The 19,800-nt window shown below is 71.8% G+C and carries 19 protein-coding genes; 9 read left to right on the forward strand and 10 right to left on the reverse strand.

From position 1 onward, the window contains the following. Positions 1-10: 10 nt before the first annotated feature. Both MNOD_RS04585 and MNOD_RS48605 read right to left on the reverse strand, forming a co-directional pair. Complete coding sequence (locus tag MNOD_RS04585; RefSeq protein ID WP_015927664.1) at positions 11-1,573, reverse strand: 2-isopropylmalate synthase; 1,563 nt, start codon at positions 1,571-1,573, stop codon at positions 11-13. A gap of 111 nt (positions 1,574-1,684) precedes the next feature. Next, the gene (locus tag MNOD_RS48605; RefSeq protein ID WP_043748070.1) at positions 1,685-1,981 is read right to left on the reverse strand and encodes a hypothetical protein; all 297 of its coding nucleotides are present in this window, start codon (positions 1,979-1,981) and stop codon (positions 1,685-1,687) included. Between MNOD_RS48605 and MNOD_RS04595 the strand changes: the two genes are divergently transcribed. Further along, positions 1,980-2,306, forward strand: a complete 327-nt coding sequence (locus MNOD_RS04595) for a hypothetical protein (RefSeq protein WP_015927665.1) — start codon at positions 1,980-1,982, stop codon at positions 2,304-2,306. The two genes, MNOD_RS48605 and MNOD_RS04595, sit on opposite strands and share 2 nt — an antisense overlap. 252 nt (positions 2,307-2,558) lie before the next feature. Here MNOD_RS04595 and MNOD_RS04600 read toward each other — a convergent pair whose 3' ends face one another. The 3 genes from MNOD_RS04600 to MNOD_RS04610 form a co-directional block, all read right to left on the reverse strand. After that, positions 2,559-3,284 (reverse strand): NUDIX hydrolase, encoded by a 726-nt coding sequence (locus tag MNOD_RS04600; RefSeq protein WP_015927666.1) that lies wholly within the window; start codon positions 3,282-3,284, stop codon positions 2,559-2,561. After that, positions 3,281-4,195, reverse strand: coding sequence for a PhzF family phenazine biosynthesis protein (locus tag MNOD_RS04605; protein WP_015927667.1), 915 nt, complete (start codon positions 4,193-4,195; stop codon positions 3,281-3,283). Before MNOD_RS04605 ends, MNOD_RS04600 begins: the two co-directional genes overlap by 4 nt. A 130-nt stretch (positions 4,196-4,325) precedes the next feature. After that, complete coding sequence (locus MNOD_RS04610; RefSeq protein ID WP_015927668.1) at positions 4,326-4,541, reverse strand: hypothetical protein; 216 nt, start codon at positions 4,539-4,541, stop codon at positions 4,326-4,328. A gap of 277 nt (positions 4,542-4,818) precedes the next feature. On the opposite strand from MNOD_RS04610, the gene MNOD_RS04615 reads away from it, so the two are divergent. The 8 genes from MNOD_RS04615 (at position 4,819) to MNOD_RS04650 (ending at position 13,210) form a co-directional block, all read left to right on the forward strand. After that, entirely contained in the window at positions 4,819-5,910 is a 1,092-nt protein-coding gene (locus tag MNOD_RS04615) for a CgeB family protein (RefSeq protein ID WP_015927669.1), read from the forward strand. Between the two features lie 3 nt (positions 5,911-5,913). Further along, complete coding sequence (locus MNOD_RS04620) at positions 5,914-6,723, forward strand: sugar phosphate nucleotidyltransferase (RefSeq protein WP_015927670.1); 810 nt, start codon at positions 5,914-5,916, stop codon at positions 6,721-6,723. Between the two features lie 105 nt (positions 6,724-6,828). Next, on the forward strand, positions 6,829-7,911 hold the full coding sequence (locus MNOD_RS04625; RefSeq protein ID WP_015927671.1) for a glycosyltransferase: 1,083 nt from the start codon (positions 6,829-6,831) through the stop codon (positions 7,909-7,911). Then, positions 7,847-8,923 carry a GNAT family N-acetyltransferase gene (locus tag MNOD_RS04630; RefSeq protein WP_015927672.1) on the forward strand — a complete coding sequence of 359 codons (1,077 nt, stop codon included), beginning with the start codon at positions 7,847-7,849 and terminating at the stop codon, positions 8,921-8,923. Before MNOD_RS04625 ends, MNOD_RS04630 begins: the two co-directional genes overlap by 65 nt. Continuing rightward, a complete protein-coding gene (locus MNOD_RS04635; RefSeq protein WP_244424665.1) occupies positions 8,920-9,807 on the forward strand; it encodes a methyltransferase domain-containing protein in 888 nt (295 codons plus the stop codon). Before MNOD_RS04630 ends, MNOD_RS04635 begins: the two co-directional genes overlap by 4 nt. A gap of 122 nt (positions 9,808-9,929) precedes the next feature. Then, the gene (gene crcB / locus MNOD_RS04640) at positions 9,930-10,304 is read left to right on the forward strand and encodes a fluoride efflux transporter CrcB (protein ID WP_015927674.1); all 375 of its coding nucleotides are present in this window, start codon (positions 9,930-9,932) and stop codon (positions 10,302-10,304) included. 53 nt (positions 10,305-10,357) lie between these two features. Beyond that, positions 10,358-10,651 carry an Rdx family protein gene (locus MNOD_RS04645; protein ID WP_015927675.1) on the forward strand — a complete coding sequence of 98 codons (294 nt, stop codon included), beginning with the start codon at positions 10,358-10,360 and terminating at the stop codon, positions 10,649-10,651. 6 nt (positions 10,652-10,657) lie between these two features. Further along, positions 10,658-13,210, forward strand: a complete 2,553-nt coding sequence (locus MNOD_RS04650) for a sensor histidine kinase (protein ID WP_015927676.1) — start codon at positions 10,658-10,660, stop codon at positions 13,208-13,210. On the opposite strand, the gene MNOD_RS04655 is transcribed toward MNOD_RS04650, so the two are convergent. The 5 genes from MNOD_RS04655 to MNOD_RS04675 form a co-directional block, all read right to left on the reverse strand. Then, the gene (locus MNOD_RS04655; protein ID WP_015927677.1) at positions 13,166-13,603 is read right to left on the reverse strand and encodes an acyl-CoA thioesterase; all 438 of its coding nucleotides are present in this window, start codon (positions 13,601-13,603) and stop codon (positions 13,166-13,168) included. The two genes, MNOD_RS04650 and MNOD_RS04655, sit on opposite strands and share 45 nt — an antisense overlap. 88 nt (positions 13,604-13,691) lie before the next feature. Beyond that, complete coding sequence (locus MNOD_RS04660; protein WP_015927678.1) at positions 13,692-13,958, reverse strand: hypothetical protein; 267 nt, start codon at positions 13,956-13,958, stop codon at positions 13,692-13,694. Positions 13,959-14,134: 176 nt separating this feature from the next. Further along, the gene (locus tag MNOD_RS04665) at positions 14,135-14,959 is read right to left on the reverse strand and encodes an aldo/keto reductase (protein WP_015927679.1); all 825 of its coding nucleotides are present in this window, start codon (positions 14,957-14,959) and stop codon (positions 14,135-14,137) included. Positions 14,960-15,050: 91 nt separating this feature from the next. Continuing rightward, positions 15,051-16,268 carry an ABC transporter substrate-binding protein gene (locus tag MNOD_RS04670; protein WP_015927680.1) on the reverse strand — a complete coding sequence of 406 codons (1,218 nt, stop codon included), beginning with the start codon at positions 16,266-16,268 and terminating at the stop codon, positions 15,051-15,053. 387 nt (positions 16,269-16,655) lie between these two features. Then, a complete protein-coding gene (locus MNOD_RS04675; protein ID WP_015927681.1) occupies positions 16,656-19,799 on the reverse strand; it encodes a multidrug efflux RND transporter permease subunit in 3,144 nt (1,047 codons plus the stop codon). Position 19,800 lies beyond the last annotated feature (1 nt).

Consider the following 19,800-nt stretch of genomic DNA (forward strand, 5'->3'; position numbering starts at 1 on the left):
TTTTTGGCGGCTATTCGGCCGCCGCATGCTGGGCATGCAGGCGGTTCGCGCCAGCCAGGAGCTTGTTGAGCGCAGCGAGATAGGCCTTGGCCGAGGCGACCAGCGTGTCCGGATCGGCACCCCGCGCCGTCACGCTGCGCTCACCCTGGCGCAGGCGCACCGAGACCTCGGCCTGCGCGTCCGTGCCCTCCGTGACCGCATGCACGTCGTAGAGTTCGAGCTTCGCCTCGTGCGGCACCAGGGCGTGGATCGCGTTGAAGACCGCGTCCACCGGGCCGTTGCCGTCCGCCTCCTCGGTCGCTTGGCGCCCGTCGATATCGAGCCGCATCGTCGCCCGTTGCGGTCCCCGCGTCCCGGCGATCACAGTCAGCGACAAAAGGCGGATGCGGTCGTGCGCGGTCGCCAGGTTCTCGTCGACCAGCGCCTCGATATCCTCGTCGTAGACATTCTTCTTGCGGTCGGCGAGCGCTTTGAACCGCTCGAACGCGTCCTGGAACTGGTTGTCGGACAGGCGATATCCCAGTTCCTCCAGCTTCGAGCGGAAAGCCGCCCGGCCCGAATGCTTGCCCATCACCAGCGAGGTCTTCTGCACGCCGACCGATTCCGGCGTCATGATCTCGTAGGTGGACTGATTCTTGAGCATCCCGTCCTGGTGGATGCCGCTCTCATGCGCGAAGGCGTTCCGGCCGACGACCGCCTTGTTGTACTGCACGGGGAAGTGCGTCGCGGCGGCGACCAGCTTCGAGGCCCGCATGATCTGCGTCGTGTCGATGCCGGTCGTGTAGGGCAGTACGTCCGCGCGGGTGCGCAGCGCCATCACCACCTCCTCCAACGCCGCGTTCCCCGCCCGCTCGCCGATGCCGTTGATGGTGCACTCGACCTGACGCGCCCCGCCCTCGATGCCGGCGAGCGAGTTCGCGATCGCCAGCCCGAGGTCGTTGTGGCAGTGGACCGAGAAGATCGCCCTGTCGGCGTTCGGCACCCGCTCGCGCACGCTGCGGAACATCGCGCGGTACTCGTCGGGCGTGGCGTAGCCCACCGTGTCCGGCAGGTTGATGGTCGTCGCTCCCATCTTGATCGCCATCTCGACGCACCGGCAGAGATAGTCGATCGGCGTGCGCGTCGCGTCCATGGCCGACCATTCCACGTCCTCCACGAGGTCGCGGGCCTGGGCCACGGTCTTCTGGATGATCTCCAGAACCTCCTCCTCGCTCTTGCGCATCTGGTGGGCGAGGTGGATGGGCGAGGTCGACACGAAGGTGTGGATGCGTCCGCGCTTGGCCAGCCGCACCGCCTCGCCGGCCCGGGCGATGTCGGCGGAAATCGCCCGGGCGAGACCCGCGACCACCGAGGTTTTCGTGCGCCGGGCGATCTCGGCCACCGCGTCGAAGTCGCCGTTCGAGGCGATCGGGAAGCCCGCCTCGATGATGTCGACGCCCATGCCGTCGAGCATCTCGGCCACCGCGAGCTTCTCCTCGAAGGTCATGGTGGCGCCGGGGCACTGCTCGCCGTCGCGCAAGGTGGTGTCGAAGATCAGGACGCGCTCGGCGGAGGAGGCGGCAGTCTCGGTCATGATGGAATCCGTCCTTGGATGACCCAGCGCGGCCCTCGGGCGGCGCGGTCGCAGGGAATATCGGGATGATCGCGCGCCCCCTGAAGGCCCAGGCGCACGCCCGGACGGCCCTCAGGGGCGGGTAAGGAGAAGACCGGGAAGGAGGAGCGCGCGCGACCGCGCCGCCCGCAGGGCGGTCTTCGTCGGCAGCAGCGGGGAGCCGGCATGCGCCACGGCTCGGGTCTCCTCAAGGCAGGTCGCCTGATCCGGCCCTGTGTACCGGCGGGGCGCCGGGATGGCAAGCCGCCGGGGCGCGCCGCCGACCCGCCGGAGCGCCCCCGGTTCGGCCGGAGCCGCGGCTGTCCATTGACCCCCGTACCCGCCTTGCCACAAGCTCGGCCGCAGACCTGCCGCCAGGAGAGCGTCCATGTCCCCGCAATCCGGCCTCGCCGCCGCCCTGCTGCTCGCGCTGAGCCTCGCCGCCTGCAAGCCGAACACGCCGCCGCCCGCCGCCTCCGTGGCGCCCGTCGCGGCGGCACCCGCGATTCCACCCGGCGGCGCCGGCTGCGGCCCGGCCATCGCCCGCACCCAGGCCATCGTCGACAGCGACGTCGCCACCGGCAATCTCAACGAACCCGTCGGAAAGCGCTTCTCGGCCGATCTCGCCCGCGCCGCTGCCGCCTGCTCGGCCGGGCGCGAGGCCGAGGCCCTGCACCTGCACGCCGCCGCCCGGGCCCGCTACGGCTACCCGTGAGGCCGGCCGTGGCCTTCCAGCTTGGAGGGATGCATTCGGAGGGATGCATTCCCCGCCTCGGCCCGACTCCTGTCTGATGGCGGCCGGCGGGCCGGCCGCCTCGCGCCGGGGCCTTTCCGGCGGCGCTCGGCGAGACCGACACCCAGCCTAGATGCGCAGCGTCGTGCCATGTGGCGCCGGCTCGGGCCCGAGCCCCTCGCGGCGGGCCCGACATCCGCGATCTGACGCGCCCCCGAACGGGCCGGAGAGGCGTCAGCCGGGGGCAACCGCCCCTTGCCGGAAGGCGTCGTGCAGGAAGACCTGCGCGTAGACCGGCATCACCGCGGGATCGATGTCCTGCGGGCCGTGCACCGCCACGATGCCGGAGAGTTCCGGCACCGCCTCCCCGGCGAGGTGGGCCTGCGCCCGGGCGATCAGCGGGCCTGCCTCCTCCGCCATCGCCATCGGCCGGATGAAAGCCAGATAGCCCCTGTCGCGCACGAGGATCCAGCCCTCGTCCGCCCCCTGCGGCGGCACGAGGCCCGTCTCCTCCTCCAGCTCCCGCAGCGCGCTCGCCTCCAGATCGACGATACCGTGGTCCCGCACGTCCGAGGGATCCGGCGTGCCGCAGGCGAAGTAGACCTGCCCCGCATTGGCCGTGTGCCCGTTCATGCGGCCGAGCAGATAGGCGCCGTCGCGGCTTCGCGGCGCCACCGCCGCGAAGATGTTGGCCACGGACGGATCGGGGAAGCCGAAATCCCGGAAGGCCATCAGGGTGGCGAAGTCCGATTCGAACAGCCGGGCCTCGGCCGTCCCGTCGCGGATTGTCACGGCGCTCGCCAGCATCACGCGCCCGTTGAACATGGCGGGCTTGGCGACGAGGCGCTCCGCCCAATGCGCCGCGATCCGCGCCCGGTTCTCCCGCGCCCAGGCCCAGTCGTAGGGGCGAAGCGCGGCCGAGACGCGCTCTGCCCGCGTCAGGCTGACCCCGTTTCTCACACCCGGATCTCGCCCTCGGTCACCACCACGGCGCTGCCGCCGACCTCCGCGGCGCGCAGCGCCCCCTCGGCGATCACCATCTGGAGCGCGATCTCGCTCGGACGTCCCATCTCGTGCCCTTGCGCGATGACGAAGTCGTGCGTGCCCTCCCCCAGGGGCTCGAACTGCATCAGCGCGCCCGCGAAGGCCGCCACCGCGCTGCCCGTCGCCGGATCCTCCGCGACGCCGACGGAGGGCGCGAACATACGCGCCCGGAAGGAATGGCCGGAATCTCCCGTATCGCCCGTATAGAGGAAGACCTTCGCGCCCGGGCCGAAGGCCCGGTCCAGCGCCTCGGCATTCGGCCGGGCCCGCCCCAAGGCGTCGAGGGAGCGCACCGGCACGAGGTCGAACGGCGTGCCCGCGCTGTGCCGGCTCGGCCAGTGGCGCGCGAAGCCGATGTCCTGGACCTCGAGGCCGAGGCTAGACGCCACCGGCGCCGGCTCGGGCCCGAGCCCCTCGGCCTCGCCCCAGATCTCGGGCAGGCGCGGCAGCCGGAAGCGCGCGCGGCCCCGGCCCTCGCCGGGCTCGACCACGCAGGGCACGACGCCGACCTTCTCCTCCAGCCCGAACGCGACCGCGTCCGCGACCCCGGCGCGCCGGTCGTGCAGGCCGAGCAGCACGGCGGTGCCGACCGTCGGATGCCCGGCGAAGGGCAGTTCCTGCGCGGGGGTGAAGATGCGCAGATGCGCCCGGTGGCGGGCATCCCGCGGGGGCAGCACGAAGACCGTCTCGGACAGGTTGAACTCGCGGGCGATGGCCTGCATGGCGGCGGCGTCGAGCCCCTCCGCGTCGAGCACCACGGCGAGCGGATTGCCGGCGAGCGGGCGCTCGGTGAAGACATCGAGGGTCACGAAGCGGCGTGCGGTCATCGCGCGATCTCCCAAAGCATGCTGCGACGCAATACGCAGCTGCGTCCATGCGCAAGGGGTGCGGGCAAAAAACGCACACGCGCCTTCGGCGTGCAGGCGCGTTGGCGCCGCCCGTCCCGGATCCCCGCCCTCAGGCCGGATCCAGGATCAGCCCGAGCCTGTCGCCCTTGCGGAGCATGCGCCCGTCCTCGGGCTCCACCACGTCCAGGATGCTCCGGTCGGCGCCGCCGATCGAGACGGGGCCACCGACGAGTTCGTCGAGGCCGTTCGGGAAATCCCGCGGAGCCCGGACCCAGATCAGTCCCTCGGCCGTTTCCGGCCCGTCCATCACCTCGGCTTCCCACACGGCTTTGTCCTCCGATCGATCCCAGCGCTCTCGGCCAAAACCCGCCCGGAGGCAACCGCCATCGCGCGGTTAGAGCCGTTCCCGACCTGATTGCATCAGGTCGGCGGCTCTCAAGCCTTGATGTGACGCGCTCCCTGACGCCGAACCGGCCTCCACTTCGGCGGGGAGCGCTCCAGGGGCTTGCCCGTTCGGGAACTCACCTCGGGCAGGAACTCACCTGAAGTATGTGGGTTGGGTCCCGGGCGGGACGCGATCCCGGCGCGGAGGCGGAGGCCTGATGCGGATCGTCGTGTTCGGACTCACCGTCTCGTCGTCCTGGGGCAATGGCCACGCGACGCTCTGGCGGGGGTTGTGCCGCGCGCTCGCGGACCGGGGCCACCGCGTCGTCTTCTTCGAGCGCGACGTCCCCTACTATGCCGAGAACCGGGACCTCCACACCTTGCCGGGCGGCGAGCTCGTCCTCTACCCGGACTGGACGCCCGAGTTGCGGGCGCAGGCCGAGCGGGCCGTCCGGAAGAGCGACGCCGCGATCGTCACCTCCTACTGCCCCGACGCGGTGGCGGCGACCGAGCTCGTGCAGGGCGCGGCGATGCGCGTCTTCTACGACCTCGACACGCCGGTGACGCTCGCCCGGCTCGCGGCCGGCGAGACCGTGCCGTATCTCGGGCCGCGGGGCCTCTCCGACTTCGACCTCGTGCTCAGCTACACGGGCGGCGGCGCCCTCGAGGCGCTGCGCACGCGGCTCGGGGCGGCGCGGGTGCTGCCCCTCTACGGCCATGTCGACCCGGACGCGCACCGGCCGACCCTGCCGGCGCCCCATTACGCCAGCGATCTCTCCTATCTCGGCACCTACGCGGCCGACCGGCAGGCCGGGGTGGAGCGCCTGCTCGTGGAGCCGGCCCGGCAGCGGCCGGCGCAGCGCTTCCTCATCGGCGGGGCGCAGTACCCGGCGGATTTTCCCTGGGCGCGCAACATCTTCTTCGTGCGTCACCTGCCGCCCTCGGAGCACCCGGCCTTCTTCTCCTCGTCGCGGTTCACGCTCAACGTCACCCGGCAGGCGATGGCGGCGATGGGCTGGTGCCCGTCCGGCCGCCTGTTCGAGGCCGCCGCCTGCGGCACGCCCCTGATCACCGATGCCTGGGAGGGGCTCGACGCCTTCTTCACCCCCGGCCGCGAGATCGTGGTGGCCCGGACCACCGCGGAGGCGGTCGCTGCCCTCGACATGGACGAGGGCACCCGGCTCGCCCTCGCGAAGGCCGCCCGCGAGCGCACCCTCGACGAGCACAGCTCGGCCCGGCGGGCCGGAACGCTGATCGCGGCCCTGGAAAGCTCGGCGCCCGCGCGCGGCGCCCTCTCGGCGGAGGTCTGACCTATGTGGGGCATCGTTCCGGCGGCGGGCCGCGGCAGCCGCATCCAGCCGCTCGCCTTCTCGAAGGAGCTGCTTCCCGTCGGCAGCCGCCTCGACCACGGCGTCGAGCGCCCCTGCGCGGTCAGCGAATACCTCGTCGAGCGGATGATCCGGGGCGGGGCCGACAAGCTCTGCTTCGTGATCTCGCCCGGCAAGTCCGACATCCTCGAATATTACGGCGCCACCTATGCCGACGCGCCGATCGCCTACATGGTCCAGCCCGGCGCGGCGGGCCTCTGCGATGCGATCTTCCGCGCCGTGCCGCTGGTGGCTTCGGCCGAGCCCGTGATCGTGGGCCTGCCGGACACGGTGTGGTTCCCGGCCGATGCGCTGGCGCAGCTGCCCGACGATGTGCTGTCCTTCCTGCTCTTCCCGGTCGAGCGGCCGGAATTCTTCGATGCCGTGGTGCTCGACGGCGATGCCGTGCGGGAGATCCAGGTGAAGCGGGCGGATGCCGCCTCGTCCTGGATCTGGGGCGCGTTCAAGATGCCGGGCCGCACCCTGCACGACCTCCATCGCCTCTGGCTGCAGCGGGAACGCCGCGACGAGTATATCGGCACCCTCGTCAATGCCTATCTGGCGGCGGGCGGGCGGGCGATCGGCCTGCGGGCGGGCGCGGCCTATGTGGATGTCGGGACCCTGCACGGCTACCGGGCGGCGATCGGGCTCCTCGCCGAGGCCGCCGCGCGGCAGACCGGCCCCGACGGCGGCGCGCGCGTCGGCCTCGGCTGGCCGGGCGGCCATCCGGCGCTCCACGCCCTCGCGCGCGACTAGAGCAGAAGCCGTTCCACCGTGAACGGCTTCTGCTCTCGCTCTTTCGGGTCTGTCGCATTGTCTGCGACGAACCGGCATCCACTTCGTCGGAAAATGCTCTCGCCGATGCCGCTCACCATCCTCCACGTCGCCTATCCGCTCGCCCCGGTGGGGCCGGATGCGGCGGGCGGGGCCGAGCAGGTGCTGACCGCCCTCGACGCCGCCCTCGTGGCGGCGGGCCACCGCTCCCTGGTCGTCGCCTGCGCGGGCTCGCGCCCGGCGGGCGAGCTGATCGTGGTGCCGCGGGAGACGGGCGTGCTCGACGAGGCGGCGATCGCCGCCGCCCGGCTTCGCCACGCCGAGGCCGTGGCGGCGGCCCTGCGGGACCATCCGGAAATCGACGTCGTCCACATGCACGGCATCGATTTTCACGCCTATCTGCCGCCGCCGGGGCCGCCGGTCCTCGCGACCCTGCACGCGCCCTTCTCCTGGTACGCGCCGGCCGCGCTCCACCCGGCCCGGCCGCGCACCGTCCTGACTTGCGTCTCCGCCCACCAGCACCGGAGCGCCCCCCCGGGCCTGCCCCTCCTCGATCCGATCCCGAACGGGGTGCCGGTCGAGGCCCTGCGCGCGACGACCGGCCCGCGGGGGCGCTTCGCCCTGTTCCTCGGCCGGATCGCGCCGGAAAAGGGGGTCGATCTCGCGCTCGACGCCGCCCACCGGGCCGGCTGCGCGCTCGCGGTGGCAGGCGAGCTCTTCCCCTATCCGGCCCATCAGGATTTCTTCGCCCGGGCCGTCGCACCGCGCCTCGACCGGCAGCGGCGCTATCTCGGCCCGGCCGGCTTCCGCCGCAAGCGCCGGCTCCTCAATGCGGCGCGCTGCCTGCTCCTGCCCGCGCGCCTGCCCGAGACGAGCTCGCTCGTCGCCCGCGAGGCGATGGCCTGCGGCGCGCCGGTGATCGCCTATCCGGCCGGGGCGCTCGCCGAGGTCGTGGAGCCGGGACGCACCGGATTCCTCGTCGAGACGCCCGCCGCCATGGCCGAGGCGATCCGCGCGGCCGACCGGATCGACCCCGAAACCTGCCGCCGGACCGCGGCATCACGCTTCGGGCTTAGGCCCATGATCGAGGGATATCTCGCTGCCTATGACCAGCTTGCCCGCGGCGGAGACCGGCCGCTTCCCGTCTCAGGCCTTGCCGGCGCCGCGTGACGGGCCGGGCGGGTTCGCGATCTCGGTGCTGCGCGAGACGGCAGATCTGCTGCGGCTCGAACCCGCCTGGTGGGATCTCTATCGGCGGACCCCCTCGGCCACACCCTTCCAGTCGCCCGCCTGGCTGATCCCGTGGTGGTGCGGCTTCCGGCCCGGCCGGCTGCTCACGGTCGCGGTCCGGGCGGGCGACGGCCGGCTCGTCGGGCTCGCCCCGGCCTATATCGAGGACGGGGCCGGCGGCCGGCGCCTGCTGCCGCTCGGGATCGGCGCGAGCGACCACCTCGACATCCTCCTCGATCCGGCTGCGGCAGGCGCGGCCGCGGCGCTGGCGGCGGGCGTCGCCGCGGAGCGGGCGGCCTTCGCCGTCTGGGAGCTGGAGGATCTGGCGCCCGATGCCGCCGCCTGGCGCCTCCCGGTGCCGGCGGGAGCCCGCGAGACGGTCGCCGACCAGGTCGCCTGCCCGGTGCTGCCGCTGCCGCCGGGGGCAGGGAGCCTCGCGGATCTCTGCCCCACGGTCAAACGCCGGAAGATCAGCCTCGCGCGAAACCGCTCCGCCCGTCGGGGTGGGTTCGAGTCGCTCGATGCGACCGATGCGGCCGGCGCCACCGCCCTGTTCGAGCGGCTCGTCGCGCTCCATGCGGCCCGCTGGGAGAGCCAGGGCGAGCCGGGCGTGCTCGCCGAGGAGGCGGTGCGGGACTTCCACCGGGCGGCGGTGCCGCGGCTTGCGGCCGCGGGCCTGGTGCGCTTTCACGCGGTGCGCCTCGCGGGCGGGACCGCCGCGGTGCTCTACGCCCTGCGCGATCGCCACCGGGTCTATGCCTATCTCAGCGGCTTCGATCCGGCCTTCCGGTTCGAGAGCCCCGGCGTGAGCGTGATGGCCGCCGCCCTCGACGGGGCGCGCCGCGACGGGGCGCGCTCCTTCCACTTCCTGCGGGGCCAGGAGCCCTACAAGTACGAATGGGGCGCCGTGGACATCTGGAACCGGCGCCGGAGCCTGCGGTGGGCGCCGTGAGCCGCGATCCCGGAAGCTGGCTCGCGCGGCTCGCCGGCGGCGAGGTGCCCGCCTCCGTCGCCCTGATGCATATCGCGGCGGCGGCCGAGAGCGCCGGAGCGGTCGAGGCGGCGCTGGCCGGCGCCGCCGATCGGGCGGAGGGCGCAGGCCGCGAACGGATCGCCGAAGCCCTCGCCGTCTGGCGTGCCAGCCCGCAGGCCTGGGGCACGGTGCAGGCAGTGCTCGGCGGGATCGACCACGGCCTCTCGGGCGAGGACGGCACCGATGTGGTGGCGGCGCTGGCCCGCGCCTTCGACCGGGCGGCGCAGATTTCGCCGGAGGGCAGCGTCGCCCTCTACGCCCTCGGCAATGCCGACCTCCTGCGCGCGGCGACGCAGGAGATCGTGGCGCGGCTCGACGCCTGGGGGCTGCTCGGCCCCGGCAGGCGGGTGGTCGATCTCGGCTGCGGAATCGGGCGCATCGCCGCCGCGCTGGCCCCGCGCGTGGCGCAGGTCGTCGGCCTCGACATCGCGCCGGCGATGATCGCGGCGGCCCGCGCGCGCTGTGCGGGGCTGCCGAACGTCGCCTTCCATCTCGGCACCGGACGCGACCTCGCGCCGGTCGCCACCGGCTCCGCGGATCTCCTGCTCGCCGTCGACTGCCTCCCCTACCTCGTGCAGGCCGGGGAGGCGGTTCTGCGCGGCTACGTCCGCGAGGCCGCCCGCGTCCTGCGCCCGCGCGGCGATTTCGTCATCCTCAACTTCTCCTACCGGGGCGACCTCGCCCGCGACCGCCGGGACGCGGCGCGGCTGTCGCGGGAGCACGGCTTTGCGCTCAAGCGCGACGGCACGGCGGATTTCGCGACCTGGGACGGGCGGAGCTTCCACCTGCGCCGTCTCGGCTGACGCGCCCGCGGCGCGGCCTGCGCGGCGCATCGCCGGTTCGTTGGGTATCGTGTCCCGGAAGGGCTTCACGGCGGGCCTGCGCATCGGGATGGTGGCCCGGCTCCCGACGCGACGGATGGACGATGCTGAACACATTGGTGGTCTTCGTGGGCGCCGGCCTCGGCGGCGCGCTGCGGCACGGGGTCAACCTCGCCGCCGCCCGCCTCGGCGGCTCCTTCCCGGCCGGCACCATGATCATCAACATCGCGGGCTCGCTCGCGATGGGCCTTCTCACCGGCTGGTTCGCGGTGCGGGGCGGCATGCCGCAGGCATGGCGCCTGTTCCTCACCACGGGCATCCTCGGCGGCTTCACCACCTTCTCGACCTTCTCGCTCGAAGCCTTCCTGCTGATGGAGCGCGGGGCCTTCGCGGCGGCGGCCCTCTACGTGCTGGGCTCGGTGGCGGCGGGCATCGCGGGCGTCGGCGCAAGCCTCGCGGTGATCCGGCAATTCGGCTGACCGGCGCTGCGCTGTTGACAAGCCGGCCCGATCGGGCCGGAGTCGCGGACGCCATGACCAATGCCTCCGCCGGCAAGCCCCGGGTCGCCATCACCTACTGCACGCAGTGCGGCTGGCTCCTGCGGGCCGGCTGGATGGCGCAGGAGCTGCTCTCGACCTTCAAGGACGGCCTCGGCGAGGTCGCCCTCATTCCCGCCACCGGCGGGGCCTTCTCCATCACCTGCGGAGACGTGCTGATCTGGGAGCGCGTCCGCGATGGCGGATTTCCGGACGTCAAGACGCTCAAGCAGCGGGTGCGCGACGTCGTCGAGCCGGGTCGCGATCTCGGCCATGTCGACCGGGGCTGAGGCGGCGTGGGCGGCATCCGCGAGCGGGTGAACCGCCTGCGCGAGCGCGGGCTGTCCACGCAGGTCTATCTCGTGGCGCTCGCCATCGCGCTGATCGGGCCGGGCCTCCTGTTCACGGCGATCCTGCTCGGCCGCTATGCCGGCCTGGAGCGGGCGCGCTTCGAGCAGGATGCCCGCGAGACCGTGCGCGGCATCGCGCTGACCATCGACCGCGACACGGCCGGCCTGATCTCGGTGCTGCAGACGCTCGCCACCTCGCCGCGCCTGCGCGGCCAGGAGGTCGCGAGCTTCGAGGGCGAGGCGCGGGCGGTGAGCGAGGCGCTCCACCTGATGCTGTCGCTGCGCCGGCCGGACGGCACGCAGGTGGTCAACACCGCGCTGCCGCCGGGGGCGCCGCTGCCGCAGGGCCGCGAGCCCTACGACGCGGACGTGCTCACGGCTCAGCGTCCGCTGGTGACCGGGGTGCAGCCGGGCGCGCCGGGCCGGCCGCCGACCTACGCGGTCGCGGTGCCGGTGATGATCGACGGCAGAGCGGCCTTCGTGCTGAGCATGATGGTCCCGGTCGAGCGCCTGCACCAGATCCTGCTGCGCGACCTGACCGCCGGCTGGACCACCAGCATCATCGACCGGAGCGGCCTTCTGCTCGCGCATTCGCAGGATCACGCGGAATTGGCCGGCCGGCCGATGCTGGAGGCCCTGCGCGGGCGCGAGACGGGCATGCCGGGCCTGTGGGAGGGGACCGACCGCCAGCGCCGCCCGGTGCTGTTCGTGGAGACGCGCACCCGCATCACCGGCTGGACGGCCTCCGCCAGCATCCCGATGGCGATGGTCGAGGCGTCCGTGCGGCGCTGGGTGATGGCTTTCTCCGGCTTCGGCCTGCTCGCGCTCGCGGTCTCCTCGGTGCTCGCCGTGCGGCTGTGGTCGCGGGTGGCCGAGCCCCTGCGCCAGCTCGCGGCGGCGGGCGACGCCCTGGCGCTCGGCCAGCCCGTGCCGCGGGTCTCGACGCCGATCCGGGAGATCCGCCAGCTCGCCGACGTGCTGGCGGATGCCTCGCACAGCCTGCGCAGCCGCATCGCCGAGCGCGACCAGGCACTGGAGGAGCAGAGCCGCGGCCTCGCCGCCCTGCGCGAGAGCGAGGCGCGCTTCCGCCACATGGCGGATTCCGCTCCCGCCCTGATCTGGATGACCGACGAGACCGGCGAGACGACCTTCGTCAACATGCACTACGAGTACATGTTCGGCCGCCGGGCGGAGGCGCTCGTGGGTGAGCGCTGGAGGGAGATCGTCCATCCGGAGGACATCACCGGGTTCGAGGCGATCTTCCAGGCGGCCTTCGCGGCGCGCCGGCCGTTCCGGGCCGAGACGCGGGTGTTCGACAAGCACGGGGCCATCCGCTGGCTGCTCTGCGAGGGCGTGCCGCGGCTCGACGACCGGCAGCGCTTCCTCGGCTATACGGGGTGCAACGTCGACATCACCGAGGCGAAGCTCGCCGAGGCCGCCCTGCGCGAGAGCGAGGAGCGGCTTCGCCTCGCCCTGGCGGCCGGCCAGCTCGGCACCTGGGAGGTCGATCTCGCGACCGGCCAGAACCGGCTCTCGGCCCGCTCGGCGGAGATCATGGCGCTGACGCCCGCGCGCGAGGGCTGGATCGACACGGTCGATCCGGCCGACCGGCCGGCGCTCGATGCCGCCTTCGCGGCGCTGGTGGCGGGCGAGGGCGAGTACCGCACGGAGTTCCGGGTGCGGACGGCGGACGGCTCGGTGCGGTGGGTCAGCGCCGAGGCCGTGGTGCAGCGGGACGCCGCGGGCCGGCCGCGCCGGGTCATCGGGATCCACCAGGACGTGACCGAGCGCAAGCGCGCCGAGGACCACCTGAGGCTGCTGCTCCACGAGCTGAATCACCGGGTGAAGAACACGCTCGCCACCGTGCAGTCGATCGCCATGCAGAGCCTGCGGCGGCTGCGCGGCAAGGAGGCGGAGGATGCGCGGGAGGCCTTCGTCGCCCGGTTGGTCGCACTCGCCCGCGCGCATGACGTGCTCACCCGCGAGAGCTGGGAGGGGGCGGAGCTCGCCGAGGTGGTGGCCGGGGCGGTCGCGCCCCTGGAGGGGCCGCGGGGCCGGCGCGCCCGTTTCAGCATCTCGGGCCCTCCCCTGCGGCTGCCGCCCCGCATGGCGCTGTCGATCGCGATGGCGCTGCACGAACTCGGCACCAACGCGGTGAAGTATGGCGCCCTCTCGATCATCCAGGGGCAGGTCTCGATCACGTGGTCCGTTGCCGACGGAGAGCTGACCCTGTGCTGGCGCGAGAGCGACGGGCCGCCGGTGACGCCGCCGGAGCGGACAGGCTTCGGTTCGCGCCTGATCGGCCAGAGCCTTGCGCGCGAGCTCGCCGGGTCGGTGACGCTCGACTACGCGCCGGAGGGCGTGATCTGCACGATCCGCGCGCCCCTCGGGGAGGCGGGCGCGCAGAGTGAGGAGCCCTCCGGGGCGGAGGCGGAGGAGGCGCAGCCCCCCGCCTCACACGCTGAGCGGCGCCAGGACCGCCCGGAGCATGTCGGGTAGCGGCACCGGACGCTGGCTCGCGCGGTCGACATAGACGTGCACGAAATGGCCCTGCGCGGCGGCGGCGTCCTCGTCCTCGCGGAACAGCCCGACCTCGTAGCGCACGCTGGAGCGCCCCTGATGCGCCACCCGGATCCCGGCCGTCACCCGGTCCGGAAAGGTGATGGAGCGGAAGTAGCGGCACCCCGTCTCGACCACGAGGCCGATCACCGGGCTCGCGGCGATGTCGAGGGCGCCCTCCTCGATCAGCACCTGGTTCACGGCGGTGTCGAAGAAGGCGTAGTAGACCACGTTGTTGACGTGGCCGTAGACGTCGTTGTCGCCCCAGCGGGTGAGGATCGGCACGAAGCGCCGATAGGCGGCGCGGGTCTCGGGGGGTGGCCGGTCCGTCATGCGGGCCTCGGGCGCAGGGTCGGGCTGGGATGCATCGGCAGGGCGATCAGGAGGACGCGGCCCACCGGAGCGCGGCCGCAGCCGCGTGTCAACGGGCGAGCCGGCGCCGCACCGCATAGGCGAAGGGCTGCCCTCGTTCGTCGATCAGCTCGCCATCCGGCCCGGCGCACCAGACGACCTCGTCCGCTTCGGTGGGCCGGCCGGTCAGGACGAGGCCCCGCACCACCTGCACCTCGCCCGGATCGATCTCTGCGCAGCCGACGCATCCCTCCTCCTCGATCACCCTATCGATGTCGTGGTCGTCGGGCACGCAGGCGAAGAGCACGTCGGTGAAGGCGAGCGCGTAGGTTCGCATGACGAATCCTCTCCCGTCATCGTCGCAGGTTGCGGTGAGGGGCAGGAACGCGCGAGGCGGGAGGTGGTTCGGCCCTTAGGGCGACATCCGTTCCGCCGTGAACGGATGTCGCCCTAAGTCCCTGAGTTTGCCGCGTTGTCTGCGACGAACCGGGATCCACTTCGTCGGACAATGCTCTAGCCGAAGGTTTCCGGGTCCGGGCCGATGCGGCCGCCTAGCGCGTCGAGGCCCGCGATCGCCGCGCGGTCGTCGTCGTCGAGGGCGAAGCCGAAGATGTCGGCGTTCTCGCGGATGCGGGCCGGGGTCTCGGATTTGGGGATGACGACATGGCCGAGGTCGAGGTGCCAGCGGAGGACGACCTGCGCGGGCGTGCGGCCGTGCTTGCCGGCGATCGCCTGGATCACGGGGTCCTGCAGGGCCGCGCCCTGGCCGAGCGGGCTCCAGGCTTCCGTCACGATGCCGGCCTGCGCGTGGAAGGCCCGCAGCTCCCGCTGCTGGAAGCGGGGATGCAGCTCGATCTGGTTGACGGAAGGCGTCGAGCCGGTCTCGTCGATGATGCGCCTCAGCTGCGCGACCGTGAAGTTCGAGACGCCAATCGAGCGCGCGCGGCCCTCCTCGCGCAGGCGCATCAGCGCCCGCCATGTCTCCACATAGGCGTTTTGCTGCGGCACCGGCCAGTGCACGAGGTAGAGATCGACCTCGTCGAGGCGGAGGCGCTTGAGCGAGGCGTCGAAGGCGCGCAGCGCCTCGTCGTAGCCGTGGGCATCGTTCCAGAGCTTCGTGGTGACGACGATCTCCTCGCGGGGAATCCCGCTCGCAGCGATGGCGCGGCCGACGCCGGCCTCGTTGCCGTAGGCCGCCGCCGTGTCGATGGAGCGGTAGCCGACCTCGAGGGCGAGGCCGACGATCTCCGGGGCCTTCTCGTCGGCAAGCTTCCAGACGCCGAAGCCGAGCTGCGGGATGCGCTTCCCGTCGTTGAGCGTCAGGGTCGGCTGCATCATCGGGGCGGTCCTCGTGCGGTCGCGGCGCTAGATCGGGGCGCCGCTCCCGCCTGATCTGGGAGCGCCCTTTTTGTCTGTCGAGGCGTGCGGCCTACTTCACCAGCGGGCAGCCGCCCTCGGCCATGGGCCGGAACGCCTTGTTGCCCGGCACGGTGGCGAGGAGCTTGTAGTAGTCCCACGGGCCCTTCGACTCGGCCGGCGACTTCACCTCGAACAGGAAGACGTCGTGGACCGCGCGGCCGTCCTGACGGATGGTCACGGTGCCGAAGAGCGGGTCGTCGATTGGCTTCTCGCGCAGCGCGGCAAGCACCTTCTCGCCCTCGATCGTGGCGGCGGCGCGCACGCCGCGCAGATAGGCGAGCGTCGCCGAATAGACGCCCGCATGGTTCTCGGTCGGCATGCGGCCGTTCATGCGCTCGGCGAAGCGCTTGGCGAAGGCGCGCGTCCCATCCGTGCGATCCCAGTAGAAGGCGCTGGTGAATTGCAGACCCTGCGCGGCCTTGAGGCCGAGCGCATGGATGTCCGAGATCTGCAGGAACAGGGCGGCGATGCGCATGTCGGGCATCAGCCCGAACTCGGCCGCCTGCTTGACCGCGTTGATCATGTCGGCGCCCGTATTGGCGAGCGCCAGCACCTGCGCGCCCGAGCCCTGCGCGGCGAGCAGCGGCGAGGCGAAATCGCCGGCATTGAGCGGGTGCTTGGTCGAGCCCTTGACCGTGCCGCCGATCGCCTTGAGTGCCGTCGTGGCGTCGCGCTCCAGGGCTTGGCCGAGCGCATAATCGACGGTGAGGAAGTACCAGGATTTCAGGCCGCGCTCGGCGATGGCGTGGGCGGTGGCGGAGCCTTGAGCCCAGGTATCGGAGACCCATTGCACGGTGGTCGGCGCGCAGGCCTTGCCGGTGAGGTCCGAGGTCATCGAGCTCGATGCCAGCGCCACCCGGTGGCGCTCGCGCATGAGATTGGCGACCGCGAGGGCGACAGCGGAGTTCGGCAGGTCGACGATGGTCGAGACGCCCTCCTGGTCGAGCCACTTGCGGGCGATGGCGAGCCCGGTATCGGGCTTGTTCTGGTGGTCGGCCGAGACGACCTCGACCTTGATCTCGCCCGCCTCCTTGGCGAAGTCCTCCGCGGCGAGCTGGGCCGCGACCACGGAGCCGGCGCCCGCCTGATCCGCGAAGGGTCCGCTCATGTCGCTGAGCACACCGACCTTGACGGGAGTGGCCGCGTCCTGCGCGAGGGCGGGCGCCGTTAGGGCCAGCAGGCACGCGAAGCCGGCCTCAAGGGCCTGACGCAACGGACGAAACGACATCGGGCATCTCCAAGGCGAGGGGACCGCGCGAGCGCGGCAAGGCACCGTATGTCAGGACGCCGCCGGAGCGTCGACGGATTTCGCGGGGCTGGAGGGTCGTTCCGGTGCGCCGCCGCCTCCGTCCCGGCTCCGCCGGGACATGGATCCAACGATCCTGGAGACCACACCGCTCCTCAATCGAAACCGCGGTGCGTAGAAGCCGCCCCGTCCTCATACTGAGCTGCGGCGCAGCCGCAGCCTTTGGCCGGCATCAGCCGGCACGCACCCCGGACCGGTGATCCCATCCACAGCATCTTGGGAGATGAGGTGGTCGCCTCCACGCATGTCAGCTTCGATCGAGGACCGATGTGCTCACGCGGCCTGCGGTCGAAACCCTGCCCGCTGGCATCACTCCGCCGCCTGCAGCTTCCGCCGCCGGCGGTAGGGATCCTCCGCCTCCTCGGCCTTGGGCGGGGTCCTGCGCGCGAGGAAATTCGCCAGCCGGTCGAGATAGACGTAGATCACCGGCGTCGTGAACAGGGTGAGCACCTGGCTCACCGCGAGGCCGCCGACCATGGCGTAGCCGAGCGGCTGGCGGATCTCCGCGCCGGTGCCCGTGCCGAACATCAGCGGGAGGCCGCCGAGGAGCGCCGCCATTGTGGTCATCAGGATCGGGCGGAAGCGCAGCAGTGCCGCCCGGCGGATCGCCTCCTCGGAGGAGAGGTGCTCGGCCCGCTCCGCCACGATGGCGAAGTCCACCATCATGATCCCGTTCTTCTTCACGATGCCGATCAGCAGGATGATCCCGATCAGCCCGATCAGGCTGAAGTCGAAGCCGAAGCCGAGCAGCATGGCGAGCGCGCCCACCCCCGCTGAGGGCAGCGTCGAGAGGATCGTCAGCGGGTGGATGTAGCTCTCGTAGAGCACGCCGAGGATCAGGTAGACCACGATCAGGGCCGCCACGATCAGGAGCGGTACGGTGCCGAGCGATTGCTGGAAGGCCTGGGCGGTGCCCTGGAAGCCGCCGACCAGGGTCGCCGGCACGTTGAGTTCCCGGCTCGCCTGCTGGATCGCTGCGGTCGCCTGCCCCAGCGCCACGTTCGGCGCGAGGTTGAAGCTGATCGTCACCGCCGGGAACTGGCCCTGATGGCTGATCGAGAGCGGCCGGACCGGGTCCGTGCTCCAGGAGGCGAAGGCCGCGAGCGGCACCTGCCCGCCCGTCGTCGGCGACTTCACGTAGATATTGCGCAAGGTGTCGGGCGTGCCCTGGAGGGCCGGCAGGATCTCCAGGATCACGTGGTAGCTGTTGAGCTGCGTGAAATACTGGGCGATCTGGCGCTGGCCGATCGCGTCGTAGAGGGTGTCGTCGATGAGCTGGGGCGTGATGCCGTAGCGGGAGGCGGCGTCGCGGTCGATCTTCAGCACCAGCGTCGTGCCGCTGGTCTGCTGGTCGGTGGCGACGTCGCGCAGCTCCGGCAAGGTCTTCAGCTTCTCCAGGACCCGCGGCGACCAGGTGTTGAGCTCATCGAGGTTCGGGTCCTGCAGGGTGTACTCGAACTGCGTCCGCGAGGCGCGCGCGCCCATGCGCACGTCCTGCGCGGCCTGCAGGAAGACCTTGACGCCCATCAGCTTGTCGAGCTGCGGGCGCAGCCGGTTGATGATCTGGAAGGCATCGGCCCGGCGCTCGTCCCGGGGCTTGAGCGTGATGTACATGCGCCCGATGTTGAGCGCCTGGCCGCCGCCGCCGACCGCCATGGCGATGCTCGCCACGTCCGGATCGGCCTGGATCACCCGGCCGACCTCCTCCTGGCGCTGCTTCATGGCCGCAAAGGAAATGTCCTGGCCGGCTTCCGTGATGCCGGTGATGAGGCCCGTATCCTGCTGCGGAAAAAACCCCTTCGGGATGATCATGAACAGGTGGACCGTGAGCGCCACGGTGCCGAGGAAGCTGAGGAGCGTCAGGAAGCGGTGGCGCAGGGCCACATCGAGGAGGCGGGCATAGGCGTCGACCATGCCCTTGAAGATGCGCTCGCTGAACCGGTAGAGGCGCCCGTGCCGCTCCTCGGCATGGTCTTTCAGGAAGCGCGAGGCCATCATCGGCGTGAGCGAGAGCGACACGAAGGCCGAGACCCCGATCGCCATCGACAGCGTCACGGCGAATTCGCGAAAAAGGCGCCCGATGATGCCGCCCATGAGCAGCAGCGGGATCAGCACCGCCACCAGCGAGACGCTGATCGACACGATGGTGAAGCCGATCTCGCCCGCCCCCTTGAACGCCGCCTCGCGGGGCTTCATGCCCTTCTCGATGTAGCGGGAGATGTTCTCCAGCACCACGATGGCGTCGTCGACCACGAAGCCGACCGAGATGGTCAGCGCCATCAGCGAGAGGTTGTCGAGGGTGTAGCCCATCATCCACATCAGCGCGCAGGCGCCGAGCAGCGAGAGCGGCACCGTGACGCTCGGGATCACCGTCGCCCACAGGCTGCGCAGGAAGATGAAGATCACCATCACGACGAGGCCGATCGTCAGCATGAGGGTGAACTGCACGTCCTCGACGGAGGCGCGGATCGTCGTGGTGCGGTCGCTCATCAGGTCGACCTTGATGCCGGCCGGCAGTGCCGCGCGCAGGCGCGGCAGCTCCGCCTTGATCCGGTCGACGGTGTCGATGACGTTGGCGCCGGGCTGCTTGAAGATGACCAGGAACACCCCGCGCTGGCCGTTGGTCCAGGCCGCCTGCTTGGCGTCCTCCGGCCCCGCCACCGCCTGGCCGATGTCGCGCACCCGCAAGGGGGCGCCGTTGCGGTAGGCGACGATGACGTTGTTCCAGTCCTTGGCCTCGGTGAGCTGGTCGTTGGCATAGACCGTGAAGCTGCGCGTCGCGCCGTCGAAGTTGCCCTTCGGGCTGTTGACCGTGGTGATCGAGAGCGGGATGCGGATGTCTTCGAGCGACAGGTTCTTGGCGACGAGCTTGGCCGGATCGACCTGGATGCGCACGGCCGGCTTCTGCTGGCCGCCGATCAGCACCTGCGCCACGCCCGAGATCTGGCTGATGCGCTGCGCGAGCTGCACGTCGATGGCGTCGTTGACCTCGGTGAGGGGCAGCGTGTCGGAGCTCGCCGAGAGGATCAGGATCGGCGAATCGGCCGGGTTCACCTTCCGGTAGGTGGGCGGGTTCGGCAGGTTCTTCGGCAATTGCCCGCCCGCCGCGTTGATCGCCGCCTGGATGTCGTTCGCCGCCGCATCGATGTTGCGGTTGAGGTCGAACTGCACCGAGACGATCGAGACGCCGAGCGAGCTCGTCGACGTCATCTGGCTGAGGCCGGGGATCTGCGCGAACTGGCGCTCCAGGGGCTGGGCCACCGAGGAGGCCATGGTCTCGGGGCTCGCGCCGGGGAGCTGCGCCGTCACCTGGATGGTCGGGAAATCGACCTGCGGCAGCGGCGCGACGCCGAGCAGCGGATAGGCCACGATCCCGACGAACAGGATCCCCGCCATGACGAGCGAGGTCGCGACGGGGAAGCGGATGAAATAGGCCGAGATGCCACCCTTCATG

It is taken from the genome of Methylobacterium nodulans ORS 2060, from assembly GCF_000022085.1.
In the GTDB taxonomy this organism is placed as follows: Bacteria; Pseudomonadota; Alphaproteobacteria; order Rhizobiales; family Beijerinckiaceae; genus Methylobacterium; species Methylobacterium nodulans.